The organism is Actinomadura miaoliensis (assembly GCF_039536785.1).
GTDB classification, from domain to species: Bacteria; Actinomycetota; Actinomycetes; order Streptosporangiales; family Streptosporangiaceae; genus Spirillospora; species Spirillospora miaoliensis.
Genome location: NZ_BAAAZG010000019.1, coordinates 68,252 through 90,121, shown reverse-complemented (window position 1 = coordinate 90,121; position 21,870 = coordinate 68,252). Strand labels below are relative to the sequence as shown.

19 protein-coding genes are annotated in these 21,870 nt (G+C 73.0%); 4 read left to right on the top strand and 15 right to left on the bottom strand.

Annotation, left to right across the window (positions count from 1 at the left end; translation table 11 throughout):
* From ABD811_RS16410 to guaB, 4 genes are all read right to left on the bottom strand, one after another.
* The coding region (locus ABD811_RS16410) for a phospholipase D-like domain-containing protein (RefSeq protein ID WP_425549419.1) at positions 1-1,284 on the bottom strand (1,284 nt) is incomplete at its 3' end.
* Between the two features lie 217 nt (positions 1,285-1,501).
* The gene (locus ABD811_RS16405) at positions 1,502-3,241 is read right to left on the bottom strand and encodes a glycerol-3-phosphate dehydrogenase/oxidase (RefSeq protein WP_344947719.1); all 1,740 of its coding nucleotides are present in this window, start codon (positions 3,239-3,241) and stop codon (positions 1,502-1,504) included.
* 93 nt (positions 3,242-3,334) lie between these two features.
* On the bottom strand, positions 3,335-4,447 hold the full coding sequence (locus ABD811_RS16400; RefSeq protein WP_344948038.1) for a GuaB3 family IMP dehydrogenase-related protein: 1,113 nt from the start codon (positions 4,445-4,447) through the stop codon (positions 3,335-3,337).
* 70 nt (positions 4,448-4,517) lie between these two features.
* Positions 4,518-6,035: an IMP dehydrogenase gene (guaB, locus tag ABD811_RS16395; protein WP_344947716.1), complete on the bottom strand. Its 1,518-nt coding sequence runs from the start codon at positions 6,033-6,035 to the stop codon at positions 4,518-4,520.
* A 371-nt stretch (positions 6,036-6,406) separates the two neighbouring features.
* Between guaB and ABD811_RS16390 the strand changes: the two genes are divergently transcribed.
* Positions 6,407-6,796, top strand: coding sequence for a DUF5319 domain-containing protein (locus ABD811_RS16390; RefSeq protein WP_344947714.1), 390 nt, complete (start codon positions 6,407-6,409; stop codon positions 6,794-6,796).
* A gap of 80 nt (positions 6,797-6,876) precedes the next feature.
* Here ABD811_RS16390 and ABD811_RS16385 read toward each other — a convergent pair whose 3' ends face one another.
* The 4 genes from ABD811_RS16385 to groES form a co-directional block, all read right to left on the bottom strand.
* Positions 6,877-7,917 carry a hypothetical protein gene (locus tag ABD811_RS16385; protein WP_344947712.1) on the bottom strand — a complete coding sequence of 347 codons (1,041 nt, stop codon included), beginning with the start codon at positions 7,915-7,917 and terminating at the stop codon, positions 6,877-6,879.
* The gene (locus ABD811_RS16380) at positions 7,914-8,507 is read right to left on the bottom strand and encodes a sigma-70 family RNA polymerase sigma factor (RefSeq protein WP_344948035.1); all 594 of its coding nucleotides are present in this window, start codon (positions 8,505-8,507) and stop codon (positions 7,914-7,916) included. Before ABD811_RS16380 ends, ABD811_RS16385 begins: the two co-directional genes overlap by 4 nt.
* 291 nt (positions 8,508-8,798) lie before the next feature.
* Positions 8,799-10,424, bottom strand: coding sequence for a chaperonin GroEL (groL, locus tag ABD811_RS16375; protein WP_344947709.1), 1,626 nt, complete (start codon positions 10,422-10,424; stop codon positions 8,799-8,801).
* 87 nt (positions 10,425-10,511) lie between these two features.
* A complete protein-coding gene (gene groES / locus ABD811_RS16370; protein ID WP_067912313.1) occupies positions 10,512-10,820 on the bottom strand; it encodes a co-chaperone GroES in 309 nt (102 codons plus the stop codon).
* Positions 10,821-11,052: 232 nt separating this feature from the next.
* Between groES and ABD811_RS16365 the strand changes: the two genes are divergently transcribed.
* From ABD811_RS16365 to ABD811_RS16355, 3 genes are all read left to right on the top strand, one after another.
* Positions 11,053-12,303: a class I SAM-dependent methyltransferase gene (locus ABD811_RS16365; RefSeq protein WP_344947706.1), complete on the top strand. Its 1,251-nt coding sequence runs from the start codon at positions 11,053-11,055 to the stop codon at positions 12,301-12,303.
* Positions 12,304-12,859: 556 nt separating this feature from the next.
* The gene (locus ABD811_RS16360) at positions 12,860-14,476 is read left to right on the top strand and encodes a hypothetical protein (RefSeq protein WP_344947703.1); all 1,617 of its coding nucleotides are present in this window, start codon (positions 12,860-12,862) and stop codon (positions 14,474-14,476) included.
* Between the two features lie 230 nt (positions 14,477-14,706).
* Complete coding sequence (locus ABD811_RS16355) at positions 14,707-15,708, top strand: phosphotransferase family protein (RefSeq protein WP_344947701.1); 1,002 nt, start codon at positions 14,707-14,709, stop codon at positions 15,706-15,708.
* 49 nt (positions 15,709-15,757) lie between these two features.
* Here the strand turns inward: ABD811_RS16355 and tsaD are convergent, their stop codons facing one another.
* The 7 genes from tsaD to alr all read right to left on the bottom strand — a co-directional run bounded on the left by tsaD (position 15,758) and on the right by alr (position 21,674).
* Positions 15,758-16,795 (bottom strand): tRNA (adenosine(37)-N6)-threonylcarbamoyltransferase complex transferase subunit TsaD, encoded by a 1,038-nt coding sequence (gene tsaD / locus ABD811_RS16350; protein WP_344947698.1) that lies wholly within the window; start codon positions 16,793-16,795, stop codon positions 15,758-15,760.
* Positions 16,792-17,271, bottom strand: a complete 480-nt coding sequence (rimI, locus tag ABD811_RS16345; protein WP_425549418.1) for a ribosomal protein S18-alanine N-acetyltransferase — start codon at positions 17,269-17,271, stop codon at positions 16,792-16,794. The genes tsaD and rimI overlap by 4 nt, the downstream gene beginning before the upstream one ends.
* A 20-nt stretch (positions 17,272-17,291) precedes the next feature.
* Positions 17,292-17,975 carry a tRNA (adenosine(37)-N6)-threonylcarbamoyltransferase complex dimerization subunit type 1 TsaB gene (tsaB, locus tag ABD811_RS16340; RefSeq protein ID WP_344947692.1) on the bottom strand — a complete coding sequence of 228 codons (684 nt, stop codon included), beginning with the start codon at positions 17,973-17,975 and terminating at the stop codon, positions 17,292-17,294.
* 53 nt (positions 17,976-18,028) lie between these two features.
* Complete coding sequence (locus ABD811_RS16335; protein ID WP_344947689.1) at positions 18,029-18,781, bottom strand: hypothetical protein; 753 nt, start codon at positions 18,779-18,781, stop codon at positions 18,029-18,031.
* 136 nt (positions 18,782-18,917) lie between these two features.
* The gene (gene tsaE / locus ABD811_RS16330) at positions 18,918-19,397 is read right to left on the bottom strand and encodes a tRNA (adenosine(37)-N6)-threonylcarbamoyltransferase complex ATPase subunit type 1 TsaE (protein WP_344948031.1); all 480 of its coding nucleotides are present in this window, start codon (positions 19,395-19,397) and stop codon (positions 18,918-18,920) included.
* A 26-nt stretch (positions 19,398-19,423) separates the two neighbouring features.
* The gene (locus tag ABD811_RS16325) at positions 19,424-20,524 is read right to left on the bottom strand and encodes an alpha/beta fold hydrolase (RefSeq protein WP_344947686.1); all 1,101 of its coding nucleotides are present in this window, start codon (positions 20,522-20,524) and stop codon (positions 19,424-19,426) included.
* The gene (alr, locus tag ABD811_RS16320) at positions 20,517-21,674 is read right to left on the bottom strand and encodes an alanine racemase (protein WP_344947683.1); all 1,158 of its coding nucleotides are present in this window, start codon (positions 21,672-21,674) and stop codon (positions 20,517-20,519) included. The genes ABD811_RS16325 and alr overlap by 8 nt, the downstream gene beginning before the upstream one ends.
* Positions 21,675-21,870: the final 196 nt, after the last annotated feature.

Genomic DNA, 21,870 nt, shown 5'->3' with positions numbered 1-21,870 from the left:
CTGCGGAGCCGTCGGCTCGGCCGGGGTCTCCGGCTCGCCGTCGTTCTTCTCCGGCGTGTTGTCGGGCACGGTGGGCACGTTCGGCGCGGGCACGGACGACAGCACGTACAGGCGGCCGGCCGCGGCCCCGAACACGCGGTTGAAGTTGCGCAGGTAGGCGTCGTAGGTGGCCTTGCTCTCGATGGTGAGCATCGCCTCGTCGTTGTACCGCAGCGCCGCCGTGGTGTAGCTGTGGCTGCCGGTCATCACGACCTTGCGCCTGCGGCCGTTGTACCAGCCGTCGATCAGCAGGTACTTGGAGTGCGCCTCCCGGGTCTGCTTCTCGGTGAAGAACCGCGTCTGCGGGCCGCCGTTGCGTCCCGGCTGCCGCAGCGCCTTCAGCGTCGACTCGCCGAAGCTGGCGCTGACCAGCCGCACGTCGCAGCCGGCGTCGTCCAGCCTGGACAGCCGCTTGGCCACGCCCGACCGGGTGAACAGCCCGCTGGACAGCCGCAGCCGCGTGCCGCCCACGCAGCTGACCTTGTCCAGCGCGTCCGCGATCGGGTCGCCGGTCGCCTTGGGGAAGAAGGTCACCGCGCGGGAGCCGGACCGGTACGTCCGGTAGTAGTTGCCGTTCGCGCGCCGCTTGGCCAGGTCGTAGAAGTACTTGCGGTAGGCCCTGTAGAGCTTGGCGTCCGTCATCGTGTACGCGTCGTTGTACTGGACGTACATGCCGCCGGTGGCGTTACCGGACGTCTGCACGACGACGTTGTGCGAGCTGTAGGTGCGCGAGAACGCGTAGAACTTGTTGTGGTTCTTGCTCCACTGCCCGCTGACCTTGGGGGCGATGCAGCCGCGCCCCTTGGGGCAGAGCACGATCCAGGACGAGCGGCGCGTGCTCGTACCGAGGTTCTTGCGCAGGTAGTCGTAGACGCTCCGGCGCTTGTTGAGCGAGTCGGAGTCGACGACGATGCGCACCTTGACCTTGCGCTTCTTGGCCCGCACCAGTTCCTTGGCCATGCCGGCGGTGTTGAGCCGGAACAGCGCGACGTTGATCTCCGAGCCCTTCGGGGCGTTGCGGATCAGCTTCTTGATGTAGAGGTCGAGCGCGCCCTGCTGGGTCTTCGTCCCCGTCGGCAGGTTGAACCGCGGCCCCTGCGGCACGTAGTACTTCTTCTTCGGCTTGGCCGCCGCGGCGGCCGCCTGCCCGGTCACCACCGCCGACGACGGCTGCGCCAGCGCGGCCCCCGCCGTCGCCACGTCCACGGCCGCGACGGCCAGCACCGCCAGCAGCCCACCGGACACAATCCCCAAACGCCCCATTTTCCGCTCCCCGTAACAAGCTCAAGAAGCGGGAGATTATCAGCGTTTGGAACAATTCAGACTATGTTCACGTATGTCCCCTAGACCACAACCGGCCATTACGTCCCGAGCGCGATGACGGCGCCGGACGGGCGCATACGAAGAAACGCCGTGGCGCCCATATCGGGCGACACGGCGTTTCTCCAGGTGACGAAGCAGGTCAGGGGGCGGCGGTGGGCACGATCTCCGGGGCGCCCCGGCGGCGCGCGTCGGCCTCCTGGTCGCCCAGCTCGTTCTGGGAGTCCCGCTCGGCCTCGATGCGCTTGCTGTAGTACTCGACCTCGCGGTCGGTCTGCTTCTTCGACCAGCCGAGAACGGGCGCCAGCAGCTCGGCCGCCTCGCGGGCGACGCCCACGCCCCGGTCCCACGTCTCGATGGAGATCCGGGTGCGGCGGGACAGGACGTCGTTGAGATGGCGGGCGCCCTCGTGGCTGGCCGCGTAGACGATCTCGGCGCGCAGGTAGTCGTCCGCGCCGGTCAGCGGCTTGCCCAGGTCGGGCTGCTCGGCGATCAGGGCGAGCAGGTCGTCGACGAGGGTGCCGTAGCGGTGCAGCAGGTGCTCGACGCGGGCGACGTGCAGGCCCGAGCGGGCGGCCAGGCGGTGGCGGGCGTTCCACATCGCCGGGTAGCCGTCCGCGCCGACCAGGGCCACCCGGTCGGTGCAGGACTCGGCGACCTTGCCGTCCAGCCCGTGCGCGACGGCGTCGATCGCGTCCTTGGCCATGACCCGGTACGTGGTGTACTTGCCGCCCGCGACCAGCACCAGGCCGGGCACCGGGTGCGCCACGACGTGCTCACGGGACAGCTTGGACGTCTCGTCGGTCTCCCCCACCAGCAGCGGACGCAGCCCCGCGTACACGCCCTCAACGTCGTCGTGCGTGAGCGGCGTGGACAGCACCTGGTTGACGTGTTCGAGCACGTAGTCGATGTCGGCGCGGGACGCCGCGGGGTGGACCTTGTCCAGGTCCCACGCGGTGTCGGTGGTGCCGATGATCCAGTGCCGGCCCCACGGGATCACGAACAGCACCGACTTCTCGGTGCGCAGGATGATGCCGGTGGAGGAGTGGATGCGGTCCTTGGGCACCACCAGGTGGATGCCCTTGGACGCGCGCACGTGGATCTGGCCGCGGCCGCCCACGAGCTCCTGGATGTCGTCGGTCCACACGCCGGTGGCGTTGACGACCTGCTTGGCCCGCACCTCCGAGCTGGTGCCCGACTCCAGGTCGCGGATGCGCAGCCCCGTCACCCGCTCGCCCTCGCGCAGGAACCCGACGCACTGGGTGCGCGAGGCGATCTGCGCGCCGTACTCGGCGGCCGTGCGCAGCACCATCATCACGTACCGGGCGTCGTCCACCTGGGCGTCCCAGTACTGGATCGCTCCAACAAAGGCGTCCTTGCGCAGCGACGGCGCCAGCCGCAACGCCCCCCGCCGGGTCAGGTGCCGGTGGTGCGGGACGCCCCGGGTGTTGCCCATCTGGAACGACATCAGGTCGTACAACGCCACCCCGGCGCCGAAGTAGCCGCGCTCCCAGACCCGGTGCGTCGTCGGCAGCAGGAACGGCACCGGCCGCACCAGGTGCGGCGCGACCCGCTGCATCAGCAGGCCGCGCTCGGTCAGCGCCTCGCGCACCAGGTCGAAGTTGTACTGCTCCAGATAGCGCAACCCGCCGTGGATCAGCTTGGAGGACCGCGAGGACGTGCCGGAGGCGAAGTCGCGCGCCTCCACCACCGCCACCGACAGGCCCCGGGTGGCGGCGTCCAGGGCGGCGCCCGCGCCCACGATGCCCGCGCCCACGACCACGACGTCGAACTCCTCGCGGGCCATGCGCTCCAGCGCCGCGGCCCGTTCGGCCGGGCCGAGACGCGAGCTGCCCAGTCCGGTCACCGGTGATCCCGTCATCGCGATTCCCCCTGTGCGGTCGGGTGTCCGTCAGTACCTACCCAACGGTAGGGACTCGTCCACACGCTGGGGATCGGCGAATTCGGGCGAACCTCAGTGCGCCACCGTCGGCGCCACCACGACCTGCACCCGCTGGAACTCCTTCAGCTCGGTGTACCCGGAGGTCGCCATCGCCCGCCGCAGCGCCCCGATCAGGTTCATCGACCCGTCGGCGACGTGCGAGGGGCCGTACAGGATCTGCTCCAGGGTGCCGATCGTGCCGACCTCCAGCCGGGTGCCGCGCGGCACGTCACCGTGATGAGCCTCACTGCCCCAGTGGTAGCCGCGGCCGGGCGCCTCGGCGGAACGGGCGAACGGCGAGCCCACCATCACCGCGTCCGAACCGCACGCGAACGCCTTGGCGATGTCGCCGCTGTTGGTCATCCCGCCGTCGGCGATCACGTGCACGTAGCGGCCGCCGGACTCGTCCAGGTAGTCGCGGCGGGCGGCGGCCACGTCGGCGACGGCCGTGGCCATCGGCACCGCCACGCCCAGCACGGTGCGGGTGGTGTGCCCGGACCCGCCGCCGAAGCCCACCAGCACGCCCGCCGCGCCCGTGCGCATCAGGTGCAGCGCCGCCGTGTACGTCGAGCACCCGCCGACGATCACCGGCACGTCCAGGTCGTAGATGAACTGCTTGAGGTTGAGCGGCTCGGCCCGGCCGGACACGTGCTCGGCCGACACGGTGGTGCCGCGGATGACGAACAGGTCCACCCCGGCGTCGATCACCGCCTTGTGGAACTGCGCGGTGCGCTGCGGCGACAGCCGCGCCGCCACGGTCACCCCGGCCTCGCGGATCTCCTCGATCCGCCGGCCGATCAGCTCCTCCTTGATCGGCGCGCCGTAGATCTCCTGCAGCCGCCGGGTGGCGCGGGCGTCGTCCAGCGAGGCGATCTCGGCCAGCAGCGGCTCGGGGTCGTCGTACCGCGTCCACAGCCCTTCCAGGTCGAGCACGGCCAGCCCGCCCAGGCGGCCGATGGCGATCGCGGTGGCCGGGCTGACCACGCTGTCCATCGGCGCCACGACCAGCGGCATCTCGAACCGGTAGGCGTCGATCTGCCAGGCGACGCTGACCTCCTCGGGGTCGCGGGTACGCCGCGACGGCACGATGCCGATCTCGTCGAAGGCATACGCGCGCCGGCCGCTCTTGCCCCGGCCGATCTCCACCTCAGCAGCCACAGCTCATCCTCTTTCTCCAGGCGAAACCCGCGATGACGCCTCGCAGAGACTACCCGCGTCAGCGACCCTGGTAGTTCGGGGCCTCGACGGTCATCTGGATGTCGTGCGGGTGGCTCTCGCGCAGCCCGGCCGAGGTGATCCGGATCAGCCGCCCGCGCTCGTGCAGCTCGGGGATCGTCCGGCAGCCCGCGTACCACATCGACTGGTGCAGCCCGCCGACGAGCTGGTGGGCGACGTTGGCCAGCGGCCCCCGGTAGGGCACCTGCCCCTCCACGCCCTCGGGGATCAGCTTCTCCTCGGCGCTCACGTCGGCCTGCGCGTAGCGGTCCTTGGAGAACGAGCCGCCGCGCTCGCGGTTGCGCATGGCGCCCAGCGAGCCCATGCCGCGGTACGACTTGTACTGCTTGCCGTGGACGAAGATCAGCTCACCGGGCGACTCCTCCACCCCGGCCAGCAGGCTGCCCAGCATCACCGTGTCGGCCCCGGCCACCAGGGCCTTGGCGATGTCGCCGGAGTACTGCAGCCCGCCGTCGCCGATCACCGGCACCCCGGCCTCGCGGGCCGCCCGCGACGCCTCCATGATCGCGGTGATCTGCGGGACGCCGACCCCGGCGACCACGCGGGTGGTGCAGATGGAGCCCGGGCCCACGCCGACCTTGACCGCGTCCGCGCCCGCCTCCACCAGCGCCTTCGCCCCCGCGTAGGTGGCCACGTTGCCGCCGACCACCTCCACCCGGGCGTTCGCCTTGATCTTGGCGATGGTGTCGGCGACGCCCTTGGAGTGGCCGTGCGCGGTGTCCACGATGATGACGTCGGTGCCCGCCTCGACCAGCGCCTGCGCCCGGCGCACCGCGTCCTCGCCGACCCCGACCGCGGCGGCCACCAGCAGCCGTCCGTCGGCGTCCTTGGTGGCCTGCGGGTACTGCTCGCTCTTGGTGAAGTCCTTGACGGTGATCAGCCCGCGCAGCCGCCCGTCGGCGTCGGTCAGCGGCAGCTTCTCGATCTTGTTGGTGGCCAGCAGCCGGAACGCCTCCTCCCGGGAGACGTCCACCGGCGCGGTGACCAGCGGCATCGGGGTCATCACCTCGCGGACCGGACGGGAGTGGTCGGTCTCGAAGCGCATGTCCCGGTTGGTCACGATGCCGACGAGCACGCCCCGCACATCGGTGACCGGCACCCCGGAGATCCGGTAGCGGGCGCACAGCTCCTCCACCTCGGCCAGGGTGGCGTCCGGCAGGCAGGTCACCGGATTGGTGATCATCCCGGCCTCGGACCGCTTGACCCGGTCGGCCTCGGCGGCCTGGTCCTCCACGGACATGTTGCGGTGCAGCACGCCGATGCCGCCCTGGCGGGCCATGGCCACGGCGGTGCGCGCCTCGGTGACGGTGTCCATGGCCGCCGACACCAGCGGGATGCGCAGCGACACATTGCGGGTCAGGCGGGTGGTGGTGTCGGCCTCGCCCGGCTGCAGGTCCGAGTATCCCGGCAGCAGGAGCACGTCGTCGAAGGTCAGCCCCTCGGGCAGGAGCTGGGTGACCTGGGGCTGCGGTACGGCGGCCTCGGCTTCGGGGTTCATCGGTGTCGCGGCGCCGACTCCGCCGGACGCGATGCCGTCGGGGACGGTGCGCCGTCGGACGGAACGGGGAACGCCGCTTCCCTCCTTCCGGATGGTGTGGGCGCGTGTCCATCGGCCCGTGCGGGCCTGGGGGCGACGCCGCCGGGCGTGGGCGGCCTCCGGCCCGGGTCGCCGGGGCTCCACTCCATCGTAGGGCGTGCACCCGGAGCGGGGACGGCGCTTCGCGCCGCAGGTCACGTGGCCTTGGTGACATTGAACGGCGGTCGCGTCCCCGCAATTCCCGATCACGGAACGTGAAAGCTCGATCATTCTTCGCGCCCGGACGAGATCGGGGCTCCCGTTCGCCCGCCTCGTCGCAGTAGCGTGGAGGGGTGCACGACGATGCCCCGCTCGACCCGTTCGCCGGCGACCCGGAGGACCCGGCCGCCTCGCTCGGCGACCCCGGGGAGGACGCCGCTCCGCTCAGTGTGGCGGAGCGGGAGGACGTGCTGGCCGACCTCGCCGACCTGGAGGTCTTCCGGGCGCTCCTGGAGCCGCTGGGGGTGCGCGGCCTGACCGTCGACTGCGGCGACTGCGGCAAGCTGCACTACATCGACTGGGACCTGCTGCACGGCAACCTGCGCCACCTGCTCGACGAGGGCACCCCGCGGGTGCACGAGCCCGCCCTGGCGCCCGACCCGGTCGACTACGTCTCCTGGGAGTACGCCCGGGGCTACGTCGACGGCGTCATCGACAGCGAAGAAGGCCGCGACACCGATTAGCACCCGGCGGCAGGGGCGGGCGGCGTGCCCGGCGTGTCCATCCGGCTCTGCGTGTCCATCCGGCTCTGGCGTCCTGCGGGTCAGGGTTGTTCGCGCCGCGGATCGTCCCGGTCGCCTCTGGCGCCCTTCTCGTGCTCGCCGACCGGCTTGCCCTTCTCGCCTAGCTTGCCCTTCTCATCCCGCTCGCCGGTGAAGACGCGCGGCTCGAAACCGGAGCGGGAGCGCTCGACGGGCCTGGGGATCCACCGGCGGAACTCGTCGATGCGGCGCCGGAACTCGTCCTCGGCCGGGCGGGCCGGCCACGGCAGCCCGGCTGGAGGCGTGACGCCCGGCCGGGTCGGCTGGACGAGCGTGCCGTCCGGGGCGCCCGGCGACGGCGAGGGCGACGGCGATCTCGACGGGGCCGGCGACTGCTCGTCCCGGCCGGTGTCCCGGTCGGCCTCGCGCCCACCGCGCTCGGCGGGTTTCCGGGACGGCGCCGGCGACGTGGGCTTACGCGGCACGCCCCGCGCCCGTCCCGCGTCCGTGACGGGCCCGGTCGCGGGAGGCGGCGCCACCGGGCGCAGCGTCTGCCGCTGGGCGTTGGCGGACGGGTCGTCCGCCGGCCGCGTGATCTGCTTGCCGGGGGGAGCGTCGTGCGCGGACCGCCTGGTCAGATCGCCGCCCGCGGCGGCCACCCCGCCCGACGCCAGCACCGCGCCCGCCACCCCGAGCGCCACGATCGTGCGGCGCCCGCGCCGGCGCGGGCCGGGCGGCGGCTCGGGGCCGGGGCACCGGTCTGGCCCGGGCTCTGCGACGTCGGCGACCAGCGCCCGCAGCAGGTGCACCGCCGGATCGGACTCCGCGCCCGCGGCCCGCAGCCGCTCGTCCAGCTCGGCCTCGGCGTCGCCGGAGCTCCCGGCCTCGTCCGGGTCCGGTAGCGCACCGGCGGGCTGGGGCTCGGCGGAGGCGGCGGGCTCAGTGGCGGGCGCAAAGGACGCAGCGTGCCGTGCCAGCGCCTCGAAGACGGCGTCGCTGCGGCGCACCGCACCCAGATCGCCGGTCGGGGCCTCGGACGCGGGGGCATCGCCGCGGCTGGAAGGTTCGACCGGATCCGGGGCGCCCGTGCTGCGCTCCGTCAAGCGATCGACTCCTCTCTGGCCATCGCCCGAAGCCGGGCCAGAGCCCGGTGCTGCGCGACCCGTACCGCCCCCGCGGACATGCCCAGTACATTACCGGTCTCCTCCGCCGACAGACCCGCAACCACTCGCAGAAGCACCAGCTCACGCTGATGGTCGGGGAGACGGGTGAGCAGGTCGCGGGCGCGCTGGGCCTCGATGTAGCGCACCACCGTCTCCTCGGGGCCGGGCCGGTCGTCGGGACCGTCCGGCAGGTCCTCGGTCGGCACGGCCGCCCGGACCGCGCTGCGCATCGCGTCGGCGATCTTGTGCGCGGCGATGCCGAAGACGAACGACGCGAACGGCCGCCCCATGTCGCGGTAGCGCGGCAGCGCCGACAGCACCGCGATGCAGACCTCCTGGGCCACGTCGTCGGCGATGTGGTACTGCCCGGACACGCGGCCCAGCCGGGCCCGGCAGTACCGGACCACCATGGGACGCACCTGGCCGATCAGCACCTCGATCGCGCCCGGGTCGCCCTGCACGGCCAGGGTCGTCAGCTCCTTGAGGTCCCCTTCCTCGGCCCGTCCGCCTTCCGGCGACACCGCGCGCAACTGCCGTCGGCGGCCGGTGTCGGGGGGCACCGGCGGGGCCGGGCCTCCCGAGGGTTCGGTAGCGCGCGCGGTCGTGGTCCCGGCGAAGCATCCCTCGGTCACGTAGAGCATGATGCCCAGCGCGCTCCGACCTGTCTCCACTGTGCAAGACAACGGAATGGTCACAGTGCGGCCGTGCGGCGCTCTTTCACCACACTGCGCGTCCACGTCGACGCGCAAAGTGACAACGAGACGGACGAAAAGAGCCCCCGCCGGTCGACCGGCGGGGGCTCTGTGACGCGACCGGAGCGGTCAGTGGCCGTGGCCGTGACCGTGGCCGTGCCCGCCGGCGGCCTCCTCGGCCTCCTCGGGCTTGTCGACCACGAGGGCCTCGGTGGTCAGCAGCATGCCCGCGATGGACGCGGCGTTGCTGACCGCCGACCGGGTCACCTTGACCGGGTCGATGACGCCCTGGGCGATCAGGTCGCCGTACTCGTCGGTGGCGGCGTTGTAGCCGTGGCCGGCCTTCAGCTCCTGCACCTTGGAGACGACGACGTAGCCCTCCTTGCCGGCGTTCTCGGCGATCCAGCGCAGCGGCTCGACCAGCGCGCGGCGTACCGCCTCGGCGCCGGTGGCCTCGTCGCCGGACAGGCCGAGGGCCTCGAAGCCCTCCTTGGCCACGTGCACCAGCGCCGAGCCGCCGCCGGAGACGATGCCCTCCTCGATGGCCGCGCGGGTCGCCGAGATGGCGTCCTCGAGGCGGTGCTTCTTCTCCTTGAGCTCCACCTCGGTGGCCGCGCCGACGCGCAGCACGCACACGCCGCCGGACAGCTTGGCGAGGCGCTCCTGCAGCTTCTCGCGGTCCCAGTCGGAGTCGCTGCGCTCGATCTCGACCTTGATCTGGCGGACGCGGTCCTCGATGTCGGCGGCGTCGCCGGCGCCGTCCACGATGGTGGTGGCGTCCTTGGTGACCGTGATCCGGCGGGCCCGGCCGAGGTCCTCGACGCCCAGGTTCTCCAGCTTGAGGCCGAGGGCCTCGCTGACCACCTGGCCGCCGGTGAGGATGGCCATGTCGGCGAGCATCGCCTTGCGGCGGTCGCCGAAGCCGGGGGCCTTGACCGCGACCGAGGAGAAGGTGCCGCGGATCTTGTTGGCGACCAGCAGGGCCAGCGCCTCGCCCTCGACGTCCTCGGCCACCACCAGCAGCGGCTTCTTGGTCTGGGCGACCTTCTCGGCCAGCGGCAGGAACTCCGTCACGTTGGAGATCTTGCCGTCCACGATCAGCACGTAGGCGTCCTCCAGGACGGCCTCCATGCGCTCGGGGTCGGTCACCATGTGCGGCGACAGGTAGCCCTTGTCGAACTGGAGCCCCTCGGTGAACTCCAGCTCCAGGCCCATGGTGTGGGCCTCCTCGACGGTGATCACGCCGTCCTTGCCGACCTTCTCGAACGCCTCGGCGATCAGCTCGCCGATGCCGGCGTCCTGGGCGGAGATGGTCGCGACGTGCGCGATCTCGCTCTTCTCCTCGACCTCGCGGGCGACCTTGAGCAGCTGGTCGGACACGTGCCGGGCGGCCGCGTCGATGCCCCGCTTGAGGCTCAGCGGCGAGGCGCCCGCGGCCACGTTGCGCAGGCCCTCGCGGACCAGCGCCTGGGCCAGCACCGTGGCGGTGGTGGTGCCGTCACCGGCGATGTCGTTGGTCTTGGTGGCCACCTCCTTGGCCAGCTGGGCCCCCAGGTTCTCGTAGGGGTCCTCCAGCTCGACCTCGCGGGCGATGGTCACACCGTCGTTGGTGATGGTCGGCGCGCCGAACTTCTTGTCGATGACCACGTTGCGGCCGCGCGGGCCGATGGTCACCTTGACGGCGTTGGCGAGGCGGTCGACGCCGCGCTCAAGAGCCCGGCGCGCGTCCTCCTCGAACTCCAGGATCTTCGCCATGCGAAAACAATCTCCCTTCGCGCGAACCGCCCCGGCCCGCCCCTGCTAACGGGCCGGACCGGGGCGGTGCGTCACTGCTCGGACGCCTTACTTCTCGACGATCGCGAGGACGTCACGCGCCGAGAGCACGAGGTACTCCTCGTTGTTGTACTTGACCTCGGTGCCGCCGTACTTGCTGTAGAGCACGACGTCGCCGACCTTCACGTCGAGCGGCACCCGCTCGCCCTTGTCGTCGACGCGACCCGGGCCCACGGCCAGGACGGTGCCCTCCTGGGGCTTCTCCTTGGCGGTGTCGGGAATGACCAGGCCCGACGCGGTGGTGGTCTCGGCCTCAAGCGGCTGGACGACGATGCGGTCCTCAAGCGGCTTGAGAGCAACCTTGGTGGCGGTCGTCACGATCTGACCTCCCCTTCGGTGGTGTCCTCGGCCGGCTTGGAAAGGCCGGCCGCACATGTGGCAGAAGAGGCGACCCCGGACCGGCCTGCCGTCGCGGGTGCCAGACCGACCTCGTCGCTTATTGGCACTCTCACATTGAGAGTGCCAGTCATGGAGACTATGCCGTGGCCGGGAAGGCGTCAACACGAACACGTGCGCACCCCCCGGCCCTGGCACCGCTACCGTCCGGGGTATGGACATCGAGGCGTTCCGGGCCCTTCCGGGCCCCGCGGGCCGCGCCGTGCTCGCGGCGGCCGCCGAGGCGGACCTGAGCGAGAACGCCCTGCTCAGCACGGCCGCGCGCCTACGTGAACGCTACCCCGCCGATCTCGTCGCCGCCGCCTTGACCCAGGCCCGGCTGCGCGTGCGCGCCCGAGCCAAGTTCGGTCCGGACGCCGACCGCATGTACTTCACCCCCGACGGCCTGGAGCAGGCCACCCGCGCCCGGGTGGCCGCCCACCGCGCCCGCCGCTTCGCCGCGTACCTGGACGGCCGGCAGGGCGGGGTGGTGCTGGAGATGGGGTGCGGGATCGGGGCGGACCTCATCGCCCGGGCGCGGCAGGGGTGTCGTGGTGAGGGCGTGGAGCGGGACGCGCTGACGGCGGCGGTGGCGCGGGCGAACGTCGAGGCGCTGGGGCTGGCGGACCTCGCGTCCGTCCGCGAGGGCGACGCCACCCAGGAGGATCCCGCCGGGTACGCGGCGGTCTTCGCCGACCCGGGGCGGCGCACCGGCCGAGGGCGCGTGTTCGATCCCCGGGCGTACGAGCCGCCGCTCGACACCGTCCTGGAACTGGCCGCGCGTGCGCCCGCCGGGTGCGTCAAGGTGGCGCCGGGCATCCCGCACGAGGCGATCCCGGACGGCGCGGAGGCCGAGTGGGTCTCCGTCGGCGGGGACGTCAAGGAGGCCGCGCTGTGGCTGGGCGGGCTGGCCGGGACGGCGGGCCGTCGCGCGACGGTGATCCGGTCGGACGACCCGGACGCCCCCACCGCGACCCTCACGCCCGACCCCGGCCTGGACGCGCCGGACGTGCGCGCGTGGGGGCGTTATCTGTACGAGCCGGACGGCGCGGTGATCCGCGCGCACCTGGTCGCCGAGGTGGCCGCGCAGGTGGGCGGCGGCCTGGCCGACCCGCGCATCGCCTACGTCACCGCCGACACGGCCGTGGCGACGCCGTTCGCGGCGGCCTACGAGATCGAGGACGTGCTGCCGTTCTCTGTCAAGCGGCTGCGCGGCGAGCTGCGCCGCCGGGACGTGGGCATACTGACGATCAAGAAACGCGGTTCGGCGGTGGACGTGGACCGCCTGCGCCGCGACCTCGGGTTCACCTCCAGGGCGCGCAGGGGCGGCGGGAGAGAGTCGACCGTCGTGCTCACCCGCGTGGGCCGGGCACCGGTCGCGCTGCTCGCCCGCCCGGTCGCCGCCGCGCCGCCGGCCACGGCGTGATCGGAAAGCGGCCGCCGTCGCGGCCGACCGGCCTCCGCCGCGCGCCGGAGAATCGGCGAAGATCTCCACGCCGCTGAATGACCCCAAGCGGATCCGGGAGACGCGCCAGCGCACAGCAAATGTTGCACACATTGCGGCATTGCGTTCGCTAAGGATTGCGCCGATCCCGGACCGCGCCTATGACACTCGGAATCGCGGGCGGCCGAGAGAAAGGCGAGGGCCGGGCGGCACCCGGAATTGACGGGCGAGGGGGCGGCCCGGCGCGCCGGTCCGCGCCGCGTCCGCCGGACCGGCAGACTGTGCGCCCACAGGCCGGTAGGCCCTGCGCCGCGGCGTCCGCGACACCAGCCCGCCCGGCTCGCCCGCGAACCGTCGGAAATGCCCATGCCCAGGATGATCGCCCCCTTTCCGGCCACTCGGAAAAGCAAGTGCATTCCACAGAACTCGCAATGTTTCCTGTTCGCTTTATCGCGGCGCCGCGCAACCACTACAGTGAGGCGTTCACGATTCAATGCCGCACGCCATTTCGTCGCGTCGGCACACGAAGGAGCATCGGGTGGAAACGAATCACAACTTCCTGCAGACGGGGGGTCAACCGGTCTCGGATCGGATGCGGGAGTTGCTCGCCCGTGCGGCGCAGGACCACGTCTACGAACAGCGCTCACAGGGTCAGGTCCTGGACGAGATCCGCCAGCGGCTGGAAGGGATGGAATGGCTGCTGCGCGAGGTCCGGGAACGGGAGCTGGGCGGGCTGACCGGGCAGCTCGACGGAGTCCGGGGGCAGGTCGAGGAGCTGGCGGGCAAGCCGCCGGAGTGGGCCGAGGGCCTGGCCGAGCACATCGAGGCGGTGGGCGAGCGGGTCAAGCCGGTGGCCGAGCTGCCCGCGCTGTGGGCCGACGTGGGCGTCGTCGCCGAGAACGTCGACGAGGGGCTGACCCGGCTGCAGGCGGTGCTCGACTCCGCGCAGCACATCAACGACGCCACCCAGCAGGCGTCGCAGCGCATGGAGGAGATGACCAAGCGGCTGGACAAGCTGCAGGGCAGCATGGAGGCGGCCTCCGTCCGGTTCAACCGGCTGGACAAGTCCCTGGCCGAGCTCGGTCACCGGGCCGAGAAGCTGGAGCACTCGATCAACGGGATCACCGCCCGGGTCGACCAGTCGCTCGGTGAGATGGCCGACCGGGTGGAGCAGGGGCTGGAGGCGGTCAACGGCAGGGTCGAGGGCGTCGGCGGGCGGCTGGACGGCCTGGACGGACGGCTGGACGGGCTCGATGGCCGACTCGAGGGGCTGTCGGGCAAGCTGGACGGCCTGGACGGGCGGTTCGAGGGCATCGACGACCGGATCGGCTCGCTGGGCGAGCGGCTGGACCGGCTGCCGGCCACCCTGGAGGTCGGCGAGCTGCACCGCAAGCTGGCCGAGCTGGCGCAGCGGCCGGTGATCGACCACGGCGACCGGTTCGACGCGCTGGAGAAGCACCTCGCCGACGCGGTCCACCCGCTGATCGAGGAGCTGCGCGCCCGGCCCGACCGCGACGAGGTCAAGGCCACCATGGCGCAGATCGCCGAGACCGCCTACAGCGACGTTGCCAAGCGCATGGACGAGTTCTCCCGCCGGTTCGAGGGCCTGCACGAGGACGTCCGCAAGCGCATCGAGGGCATCCACGAGGAGGTCACCCGCAAGGTCGACGGCGCGCTGGAGGAGTTCACCACGCAGGTCGACATCGTCTCGCGCCGGGTCGAGTCGGTGCACGTGGACGTCACCAAGCAGGTCGAGTCGGTGCACACCGAGATGGCCCGGCAGGTGGGCGGCGTGCACGAGGACATGACCAAGCGGATCGAGGACGTCCACGAGGACGTGACCAAGCAGGTCGACGTCATCCACCAGGACGTCACCCGGCGGGTCGGCGGCCTGCAGGACGCGTTCGCCAAGCGCGTCGACGGCTGGCAGGAGGAGGTCGCCCGGCGCACCGACGCGGTGCACGCCGAGCTGGGCCGCCGGTTCGACGACGTGCAGGAGGAGGTCGGCCGCAAGGTCGACTCGGTGCACGGCGACGTCTCCAAGCAGGTCAACGCGGTGCACGAGGACGTGCTCAAGCGGCTGTCCACGCTGGAGGAGACGATGCTGGCGCTCGCCGAGGCGCTGCTGCGTCCCCGGCGCGAGAGCAAGGACTAGCCGGGGGCCGCGGAAGGCCGCGACCGGCCGTCAGGATCGGCTCGTGCGGCGGGGCGCCCGCCCGCTCCCGTGCGCCCACGGCGCCCCGCCCCGCCCCCCCGCCCACGCGTTTCCTCCACCGAATCCGTTCGCGCGCCGCAAGGCGTCGCGGCGACGCATGCCGATGACGTGCTTTTTGTTACGTTCCGTCTTCGCAAAATCACTCCCAACCCATGCCCGAATCGGTTTTCATGGTTCCCGTGACCCACTCTCCGGCTCCCCGACCTCCCGTCGGCACCCCGCCCGACAGCACCACGCTGCGCTGGGTGCAGGAGTGCTTCGGCCGGGGCGCCGTGGTGAAGATGGTGCGTCCGCTGCCGGGCGGGGCCGCCCACGTCAACCACGCGCTGCTGGTCGAGAGCGGCTCCGGGGAGGCGCACCGGCTGGTGCTGCGGCGGTGGCTGCCGTACGCGCCGCCCGCGCACGCCGCCGACGCCGAGACCGCCGAGGGCGCCGCCGCGCGGCCCGCCGTGCCGGGCGTGGGCGCCGAGTTCTCCCCCGAACGCGAGATCGCCGCGCTGGCGCTGCTGGCGGGCTGCGAGGTCCCCACGCCGTCGCTGGTGGCGGCCGACCCGGCCGGCGCCTACTGCGACGCGCCCGCGCTGATCATCGAACGGCTGACCGGGCATCCGCCGCGGCCGTCGCCCGGCGACCTGCCCGAGTACCTGATCCAGATGGCGGCCGCGCTGCTGTCGGTGCACGCGGTCAACGGCGCGTCCACCATGCCGCCGTACGTTCCGTACAACCGGCTCGACGTGCGCCGGCCGCCCGTGCACGCGCAGCGTCCGGTGCTGTGGGAGCGGGCGTTCGACGTGGCGTCCGGCTCGGCGCCCGAAGCGCCGTCCAGGTTCATCCACCGCGACTACCAGCCCGACAACACCCTGTGGTCCTACGGGCGGCTGACCGGCGTGGTCGACTGGTCGGACGCCTCCTACGGCCCGATCGCCATCGACATCGCGCACATGCGCCTGCACATGGCGCTGCGGTACGGCACGGCCGCCGCCGACCGGTTCCTGTCGTCGTTCGACCAGGTGTCCGGCGGCTACCCGCACGACCCGTACTGGGACGTGCGCACCCTGCTCGACCTGCTGCCCGAGGGCGCCGGACGGATCATGGACGAGGCGCACGTCCCCCTGTTCGAGGACTACCTGGCCGCCCGGCTGGCCGAGCTCGGCGTCTCCGCCAAGTCCTGACGCCGGTCCCTGGCGGCGGTCCTGACGCCGGTCCTGGGCGCCGGGGTCCTCAGATCCGGATCGACTCGATCGGCAGGCTGGAGTCGGCGGGCAGGCTCAGGTCGGACGGCGCCACCCCGGACGACACCATCTCGGCGCCCAGCGCGGCGACCATCGCCCCGTTGTCGGTGCACAGCTTGGGACGCGGCACCCGCAGCCGCACACCGGCGGCGTCGCAGCGTTCCTGCGCCAGGGCCCGCAGCCGCGAGTTGGCCGCCACCCCGCCGCCGATGAGCAGGTCGTGCACGTCGTTGTCGCGGCACACCTTGAGCGCCTTGCGGGTGAGGACGTCCACCACGGCCTCCTGGAACGAGGCGGCCACGTCCGCGACCGGCACGGGCTCGCCGGCGCGTTCCCTCGCCTCCACCCAGCGCGCCACGGCCGTCTTCAGGCCGGAGAACGAGAAGTCGTAGGTGCCGTCGTCGTACTTGCCGCGCGGGAACGGGATCGCGTCGCGGTCCCCCTCGCGGGCGCGCCGGTCGATGACGGGGCCGCCGGGGAAGCCCAGGTCGAGGACGCGGGCGACCTTGTCGAACGCCTCGCCCGCCGCGTCGTCCACGGTGGCGCCCAGCGACCGCACGTCGCTGGCCACGTCCGGCACCAGCAGCAGCGACGAGTGCCCGCCCGACACCAGCAGCGCCACGCACGGACGCGGCAGCGGCCCGTGTTCGAGCTGGTCGACGGCCACGTGCGCGGCCAGGTGGTTCACCCCGTACAGCGGCTTGCCCAGCGACAGCGCGTACGCCTTGGCCGCGGCCACGCCGACCATCAGCGCGCCCGGCAGGCCGGGCCCGGCGGTCACGGCGAGCGCGTCGACGTCCCGCATCGCGACGCCCGCGTCGGCGAGGGCGCGTTCCACGGTCGGGGTCATCGCCTCCAGGTGCGCGCGCGAGGCCACCTCGGGCACCACGCCGCCGAACCGGGCGTGCTGGTCGACGCTGGAGGCGATCGCGTCGGCCAGCAGCGTGGTGCCGCGGACGATGCCCACCCCGGTCTCGTCGCAGGACGTCTCGATGCCCAGCACCAGGGGCTCGGAGTCACGGATCACCTGTCTCGCCCTCCTTCCGGGCCGAAACCGGCCGGCGGCCCGCCGTGCGGCAGGCGGCGCATGACGATGGCGTCCACGCCGGACGGCTGGTAGTAGCGCCTGCGCAGCCCGACCCGCCGGAACCCGAACCGCTCGTACAGGCGGCGGGCCCGGTCGTTGTCGGCGCGCACCTCCAGGAACACCGCCTCGCCGCCGCGCCGGTCGGCCTCGTCCAGCAGCTCGGTCAGCAGCGCCGCGCCCACGCCCTCGCCCTGCCGTTCGGGCAGCACGGCGATGGTCTGCACGTCGGCCTGCCCGCCCGCGGCGGCCAGGCCCGCGTACCCGACGACCGCGCCGTCGTCGTCCTCGGCGACCACGTAGTGGCGGGTGCGGGGCTGGTCGGCCAGCTCGCCGCGCAGCATCTCCTCGCTCCAGGCGTCCTCGGGGAACAGCAGCCGTTCCAGCCGCATCACCGCCGGCAGGTCGGCGGCGGTCATGACGCGCAGCCGGACGCCGGTCACTGCGACACCCTCTTGCGCGGGCCGGGCTCGCGGGCGTCGGGACGCCGCAGGTACAGCGGCTCGGGCGGCAGCAGGTCGGGGCCGGGCGCGCCCGACAGCCGGGCCACCACGAGTTCGGCCAGCGCGTCGGCGCTCGGCAGCAGTGGCAGCGGCTCACGGTCGCGCGCACCGAGGACGTCGGGGTACAGGGCGGCGCCCTCGCCGATGACCGGCAGGTCGGACGGCTGCCCGGCGAGCACGTCGGACGGGGGGCCGACGGCGGGCTCGGTGACGCGCGCCGCGGCCGTGTCGTACCGCGCCCAGTAGACCTCCTTGCGGCGGGCGTCGGTGGCGACGGCGAACGGCTCCTCGCGCCGCGACTCCCAGGCGATGACGTCCAGCGTGCACACGCCGTGGACGGGGATCTTCAGCGCCTCGCCCATCGCCCGCGCGGTGACCAGCCCGACGCGCAGCCCGGTGTAGGGGCCGGGGCCGACGCCCACGGCGATGGCGTGCAGGTCGTCGGGGGTGGCGCCCGCCTCCGCCATCGTCTCGGCGATGCACGGGGTGAGCAGCTCGGTGTGCCTGCGCCGGTCGACGGCCTCCGCGCCGCCACGGCGGACGACTCCCTCGCCCGGGGACCACTCGTACAACGCGACGGTCACCGCGGCGGTGGCGGTGTCGAAAGCCAAGACCAGCACGGACTGTAAGCGTAGTGCGTTCCGGGCGGAGGTGTGCGGGGTCGGCGTCCGGATCAGCTCGCGTTGAGGCCGTCGACGGCGCCCTTGACGGCCTCCTCGGCGCCGTCCATGGCGGCGGAGGAGCCGAGCGCGTCGCCGTCGTCCCCGCCCCCGTAGTGCACGGTGACCAGCACGTTGCCCAGCCGCACGTTGGCGATGGCCTCGCCGGAGCCCTGGCCCTTGTCGACGCTGTAGACGACGTAGCCCTCCTCGCCCACGCCCTCGACGTCGCGCTTCTCGGTGAGCTCCTGCCCCGCCAGCAGCGCCTTGCCGGACTCGTCGGCGGCGCGCTCGTCGGCGAACGTGCGCCGGGCGGCCTCGACGGGCCCGCCCTGGCCGTCGGTGATCGCCCGCAGTTCCACGGTGAGCTGGCGCTTGCGTTCGCCGTTGTAGGCGCCCCACACGCACTGGCTCTGCTGGTCGCTGGCCTGGTAGTTGTCGGCCGGGTTGCTCTGGGCGCCGGGGGCGAGCCGGTCGGCGATCTCGCGGCTCAGCACCTCGCACGCGTCCGGGACGTGGTTGCGCTCGCCGCGGGCCGGGGTGGTCTCGGCGGCGCCGCTGCCGATCACCTCGCCGGACTCGCCGCCGTCGCGGCCCACGCCGAGGCCGCTGAAGATGGCGAACGCCGCCAGCACGCACACCCCGACGCCCGCGGCCACGCCCGCCAGCAGGGCCGCCAGTCGGCGTCCGGGGCGGCGTTCGCGGCCGACGCGCCGGTGGCTGCCGCTGCCCGCGCGGTGATTGCCGCTGCGATGGCTACCACTCACCGGCACCCACTCCCGAACGAAGGAAAGCTGTCAGTCGCGATGGAGAGTTCGTTACCGAAGAGTACGACATCCGCCCCGAAAGTGGTCGACCCCCACTTATCGAAAAAGGGCCACCTTTCACCGCCGACCGATGTTGTCAACTTCCGTCGACAAGATCGCCGATCACGGACGCCCAGCGTGCGCCCACCCCGATGATCGTCACGGTGCGTTCCTCGGTGTCGTCGGCACGGGAAATGACGACCTCCAGCCGGTCGTCGGCCAGCCCCTCGGCCAGCCCCCGCCCCCATTCCACGACGGTCACCGATTCGGCGATCTCGGCGTCCAGATCAAGATCATCAAGCTCGGCGAAACCGTCCAGTCGGTAAGCGTCCACGTGCACCAGCGGCGGCCCCCCGGCCAGCGACGGATGCACCCGCGCGATCACGAACGTGGGCGAGGTGATCGGGCCGCGCACCTTCAGCCCCTCGGCGACGCCCTGCGTCAGGGTGGTCTTGCCCGCGCCGAGGTCGCCGGTCAGCACCAGCAGGTCCCCGGCGCGCAGCCCCCCGGCCAGGCGCAGCCCCAGCTCGCGCATGTCCTCCGCGCCCGGCACCCGCACCGTCACCGTGGCGTTCATCGGCGCCTCGCGCCCTTCCGGCTCGCTCACGCGGTCCGCTCCTCGCGTTGGGGGTGGGCGCGTTCGAGCAGGCGGCGCAGCCCGCCGGTGACGACGCCCGGATACTCCAGCGGCAGCACGTGCCCGGCGTCGCCGACCTCGATCAGCTCGGCGTCCGGCAGCGCCTCGGCGATGCGGCGCGAGTGCTCGGGCGGGGTGAGCCGGTCCTGCCCGCCGGCCAGCACCAGCACCGGGACGCGGCCGATCGGCTCCAGCGCGCACACCTCGTCCAACGCCATCAGCGCCGGGTAGAACTGGGCGATCACGTCGATCGGGGTGGCGCGGATCATCTGCTCCAGGAAGTCCACCACCGTGGGGCTGACGTGCTTGTCGGCGAAGGCCATCTTGCGGGTCACCACGAACGTCAGGTCGCCGGCCAGGCCGCGGGCGCGGTCGACCAGCTGGGCCTGGCGGCCGAGGTTGCGTATCGCGCCGTTGGCCAGCGGGCGCAGCGCCTTGGCCAGCACCAGCGGCAGCCCCAGCGTCATCTCCGCCATGTCGCCGCAGGAGGTGTTGATCAGGGCGACCCCGGCGACGCGGAGCCTGCCGCGCTGGGCGCCGAAGATCTGCGGGTGCCGGTCCGCCAGCGCCATGATCGACATGCCGCCCATGGAGTGGCCCACCAGCACCACCGGCGAGCCCGCCGGGACGGTGGCGCGCAGCACCGCGTACAGGTCCTCGCCGGTCTGCGCGATCGTGGCGTGGGTGGGCTTGCTGCGCCCGGACCGGCCGTGGCTGCGCTGGTCCCAGAACACCATGCGCGGCCGGCCGAGCCCCGGACGCGGCGTGGGCAGGTCGCGCCGCTGGTAGTGCCAGGAGTCCTGGTTGAGCGTGTAGCCGTGGCAGAACACCACGGTCAGCGGCGCGTCCTCCGGCCCGTCGACCTCCACGTACAGCGGCAGGCCGTCGTCGGCGAGCACGGTCAGCGGACGGCCGCGCAGCTCGCCGAACGGCTCGCCGGCGTCGGGATCGGGCCGCAGACGGCGGCGCCCCACGGCCAGCTGCCGCAGCCCCACCGCGGCGCCCACGCCCGCCGCGCCGACGCCCGCGACGGTACCGGCGATGCCCAGCCTTCGTCTCCTACCCATGCCTGACCCCTTCGTGCGGCCGAGTCGCGGGCCGCCCCGCGTACACCCGAGGCACCCGGGAACCGATGCGGGTGACGATCTCATACGAGATCGTGCCGAGCGCGTCCGCCCACTCCTGCGCGGTCGGCTCGCCCCGGTCGCCGGGCCCGAACAGGATGATCTCGTCCCCGGCGGCCAGTTCGTCGTCGCCCAGGTCGATGACGAACTGGTCCATGCAGACCCGGCCCGCGATGCGGCGCCGCCGCCCGCCTGCCAGCACCTCCAGCACGTTGGAGCCGTGCCGGGGGACGCCGTCGCCGTACCCGACCGGGACGACGGCCAGGGTGGTCTCCCGCTCGGTGACGTAGGTGTGCCCGTACGACACGCCGCTGCCCGCCGGAACCCGCTTCACCAGGGCCGCGTCGGCGACCAGCGTCATGGCGGGCCGCAGCCCGAAGCCGCCGAGCTGCGGCACCGGCGTCAGCCCGTAGGTGGCGATGCCGGGACGGACCAGGTCGAAGCGCGCCTCCGGCAGCGTCAGCGTGGCCGCGGAGTTGGCCAGGTGCCGCACCTCGGGCCGCACCCCCGCCTTCTCGGCGTGCTCCACCATCTCGCGGAACAGGGCGACCTGGCGGGCGATGGAGGGATGGCCGACCTCGTCGGCGCACGCCAGGTGCGACATCAGCCCGACCACGCGCAGGCGCCCGGCCGCCTCGGCGGCCAGCGCGGCGTCCACCAGGGCGGGCCAGTCGTCGGGGCCCACGCCGCCCCGGGACATGCCGGTGTCGGCCTTGAGGTGGACGCGGGCGGGACGCCCGGCCCGGACCGCCGCCTCGGCGATCTCCCGGACCAGCCGGACGCTCCCGGCGGCCAGGTCGACGTCCGCGGCGACCGCCTGCTCGAACGGCTCGCCCGGCACGCAGAGGCAGACGAGCGTCCGGACCCCGGTCACGCCCTCGTCCCGCAGTCGCAGCGCCTCGTCGAGCTTGGCCACGCCCAGCCAGGTGGCCCCGCCCGCCAGCGCCGCCCGGGCGGCGGGCACCAGGCCGTGGCCGTACGCCTCGGCCTTCACCATGGCCATGACCTCGGCACCGCCCGCATGCTCGCGCAGCAGCGCGATGTTCGCGCCGATGGCTTCCAGGTCGATGCGCGCCTGCGCTGGAATCCTCATGGTTCCCCAGTCTGCCGCGCCGGCGGCCGTGGCCGGACCATATCGCTGCCCTTCCTGCCTGCTCACGGCCCTGTACGGCGGCATCCTGCGTTCCGTTCTCGCCCGGCGGCGGCGCCGGGCGCGTTCCAGCGAAACACCTGTCGCGAACACCTATGGGGTTTCTACCCCCATAGGGACGTCTACGCCCGGTCGGCCG

What these genes read in the sequence shown, in the direction of transcription:
- ABD811_RS16405 (WP_344947719.1), bottom strand. Translation starts at nt 3,241, where the DNA reads ATGACGGGATCACCGGTGACCGGACTGGGCAGCTCGCGTCTCGGCCCG.
- guaB (WP_344947716.1), bottom strand. Translation starts at nt 6,035, where the DNA reads ATGAACCCCGAAGCCGAGGCCGCCGTACCGCAGCCCCAGGTCACCCAG.
- groL (WP_344947709.1), bottom strand. Translation starts at nt 10,424, where the DNA reads ATGGCGAAGATCCTGGAGTTCGAGGAGGACGCGCGCCGGGCTCTTGAG.
- ABD811_RS16365 (WP_344947706.1), top strand. Translation starts at nt 11,053, where the DNA reads ATGGACATCGAGGCGTTCCGGGCCCTTCCGGGCCCCGCGGGCCGCGCC.
- ABD811_RS16355 (WP_344947701.1), top strand. Translation starts at nt 14,707, where the DNA reads ATGGTTCCCGTGACCCACTCTCCGGCTCCCCGACCTCCCGTCGGCACC.
- rimI (WP_425549418.1), bottom strand. Translation starts at nt 17,271, where the DNA reads ATGACCGCCGCCGACCTGCCGGCGGTGATGCGGCTGGAACGGCTGCTG.
- tsaE (WP_344948031.1), bottom strand. Translation starts at nt 19,397, where the DNA reads ATGAACGCCACGGTGACGGTGCGGGTGCCGGGCGCGGAGGACATGCGC.
- ABD811_RS16325 (WP_344947686.1), bottom strand. Translation starts at nt 20,524, where the DNA reads ATGGGTAGGAGACGAAGGCTGGGCATCGCCGGTACCGTCGCGGGCGTC.
- alr (WP_344947683.1), bottom strand. Translation starts at nt 21,674, where the DNA reads ATGAGGATTCCAGCGCAGGCGCGCATCGACCTGGAAGCCATCGGCGCG.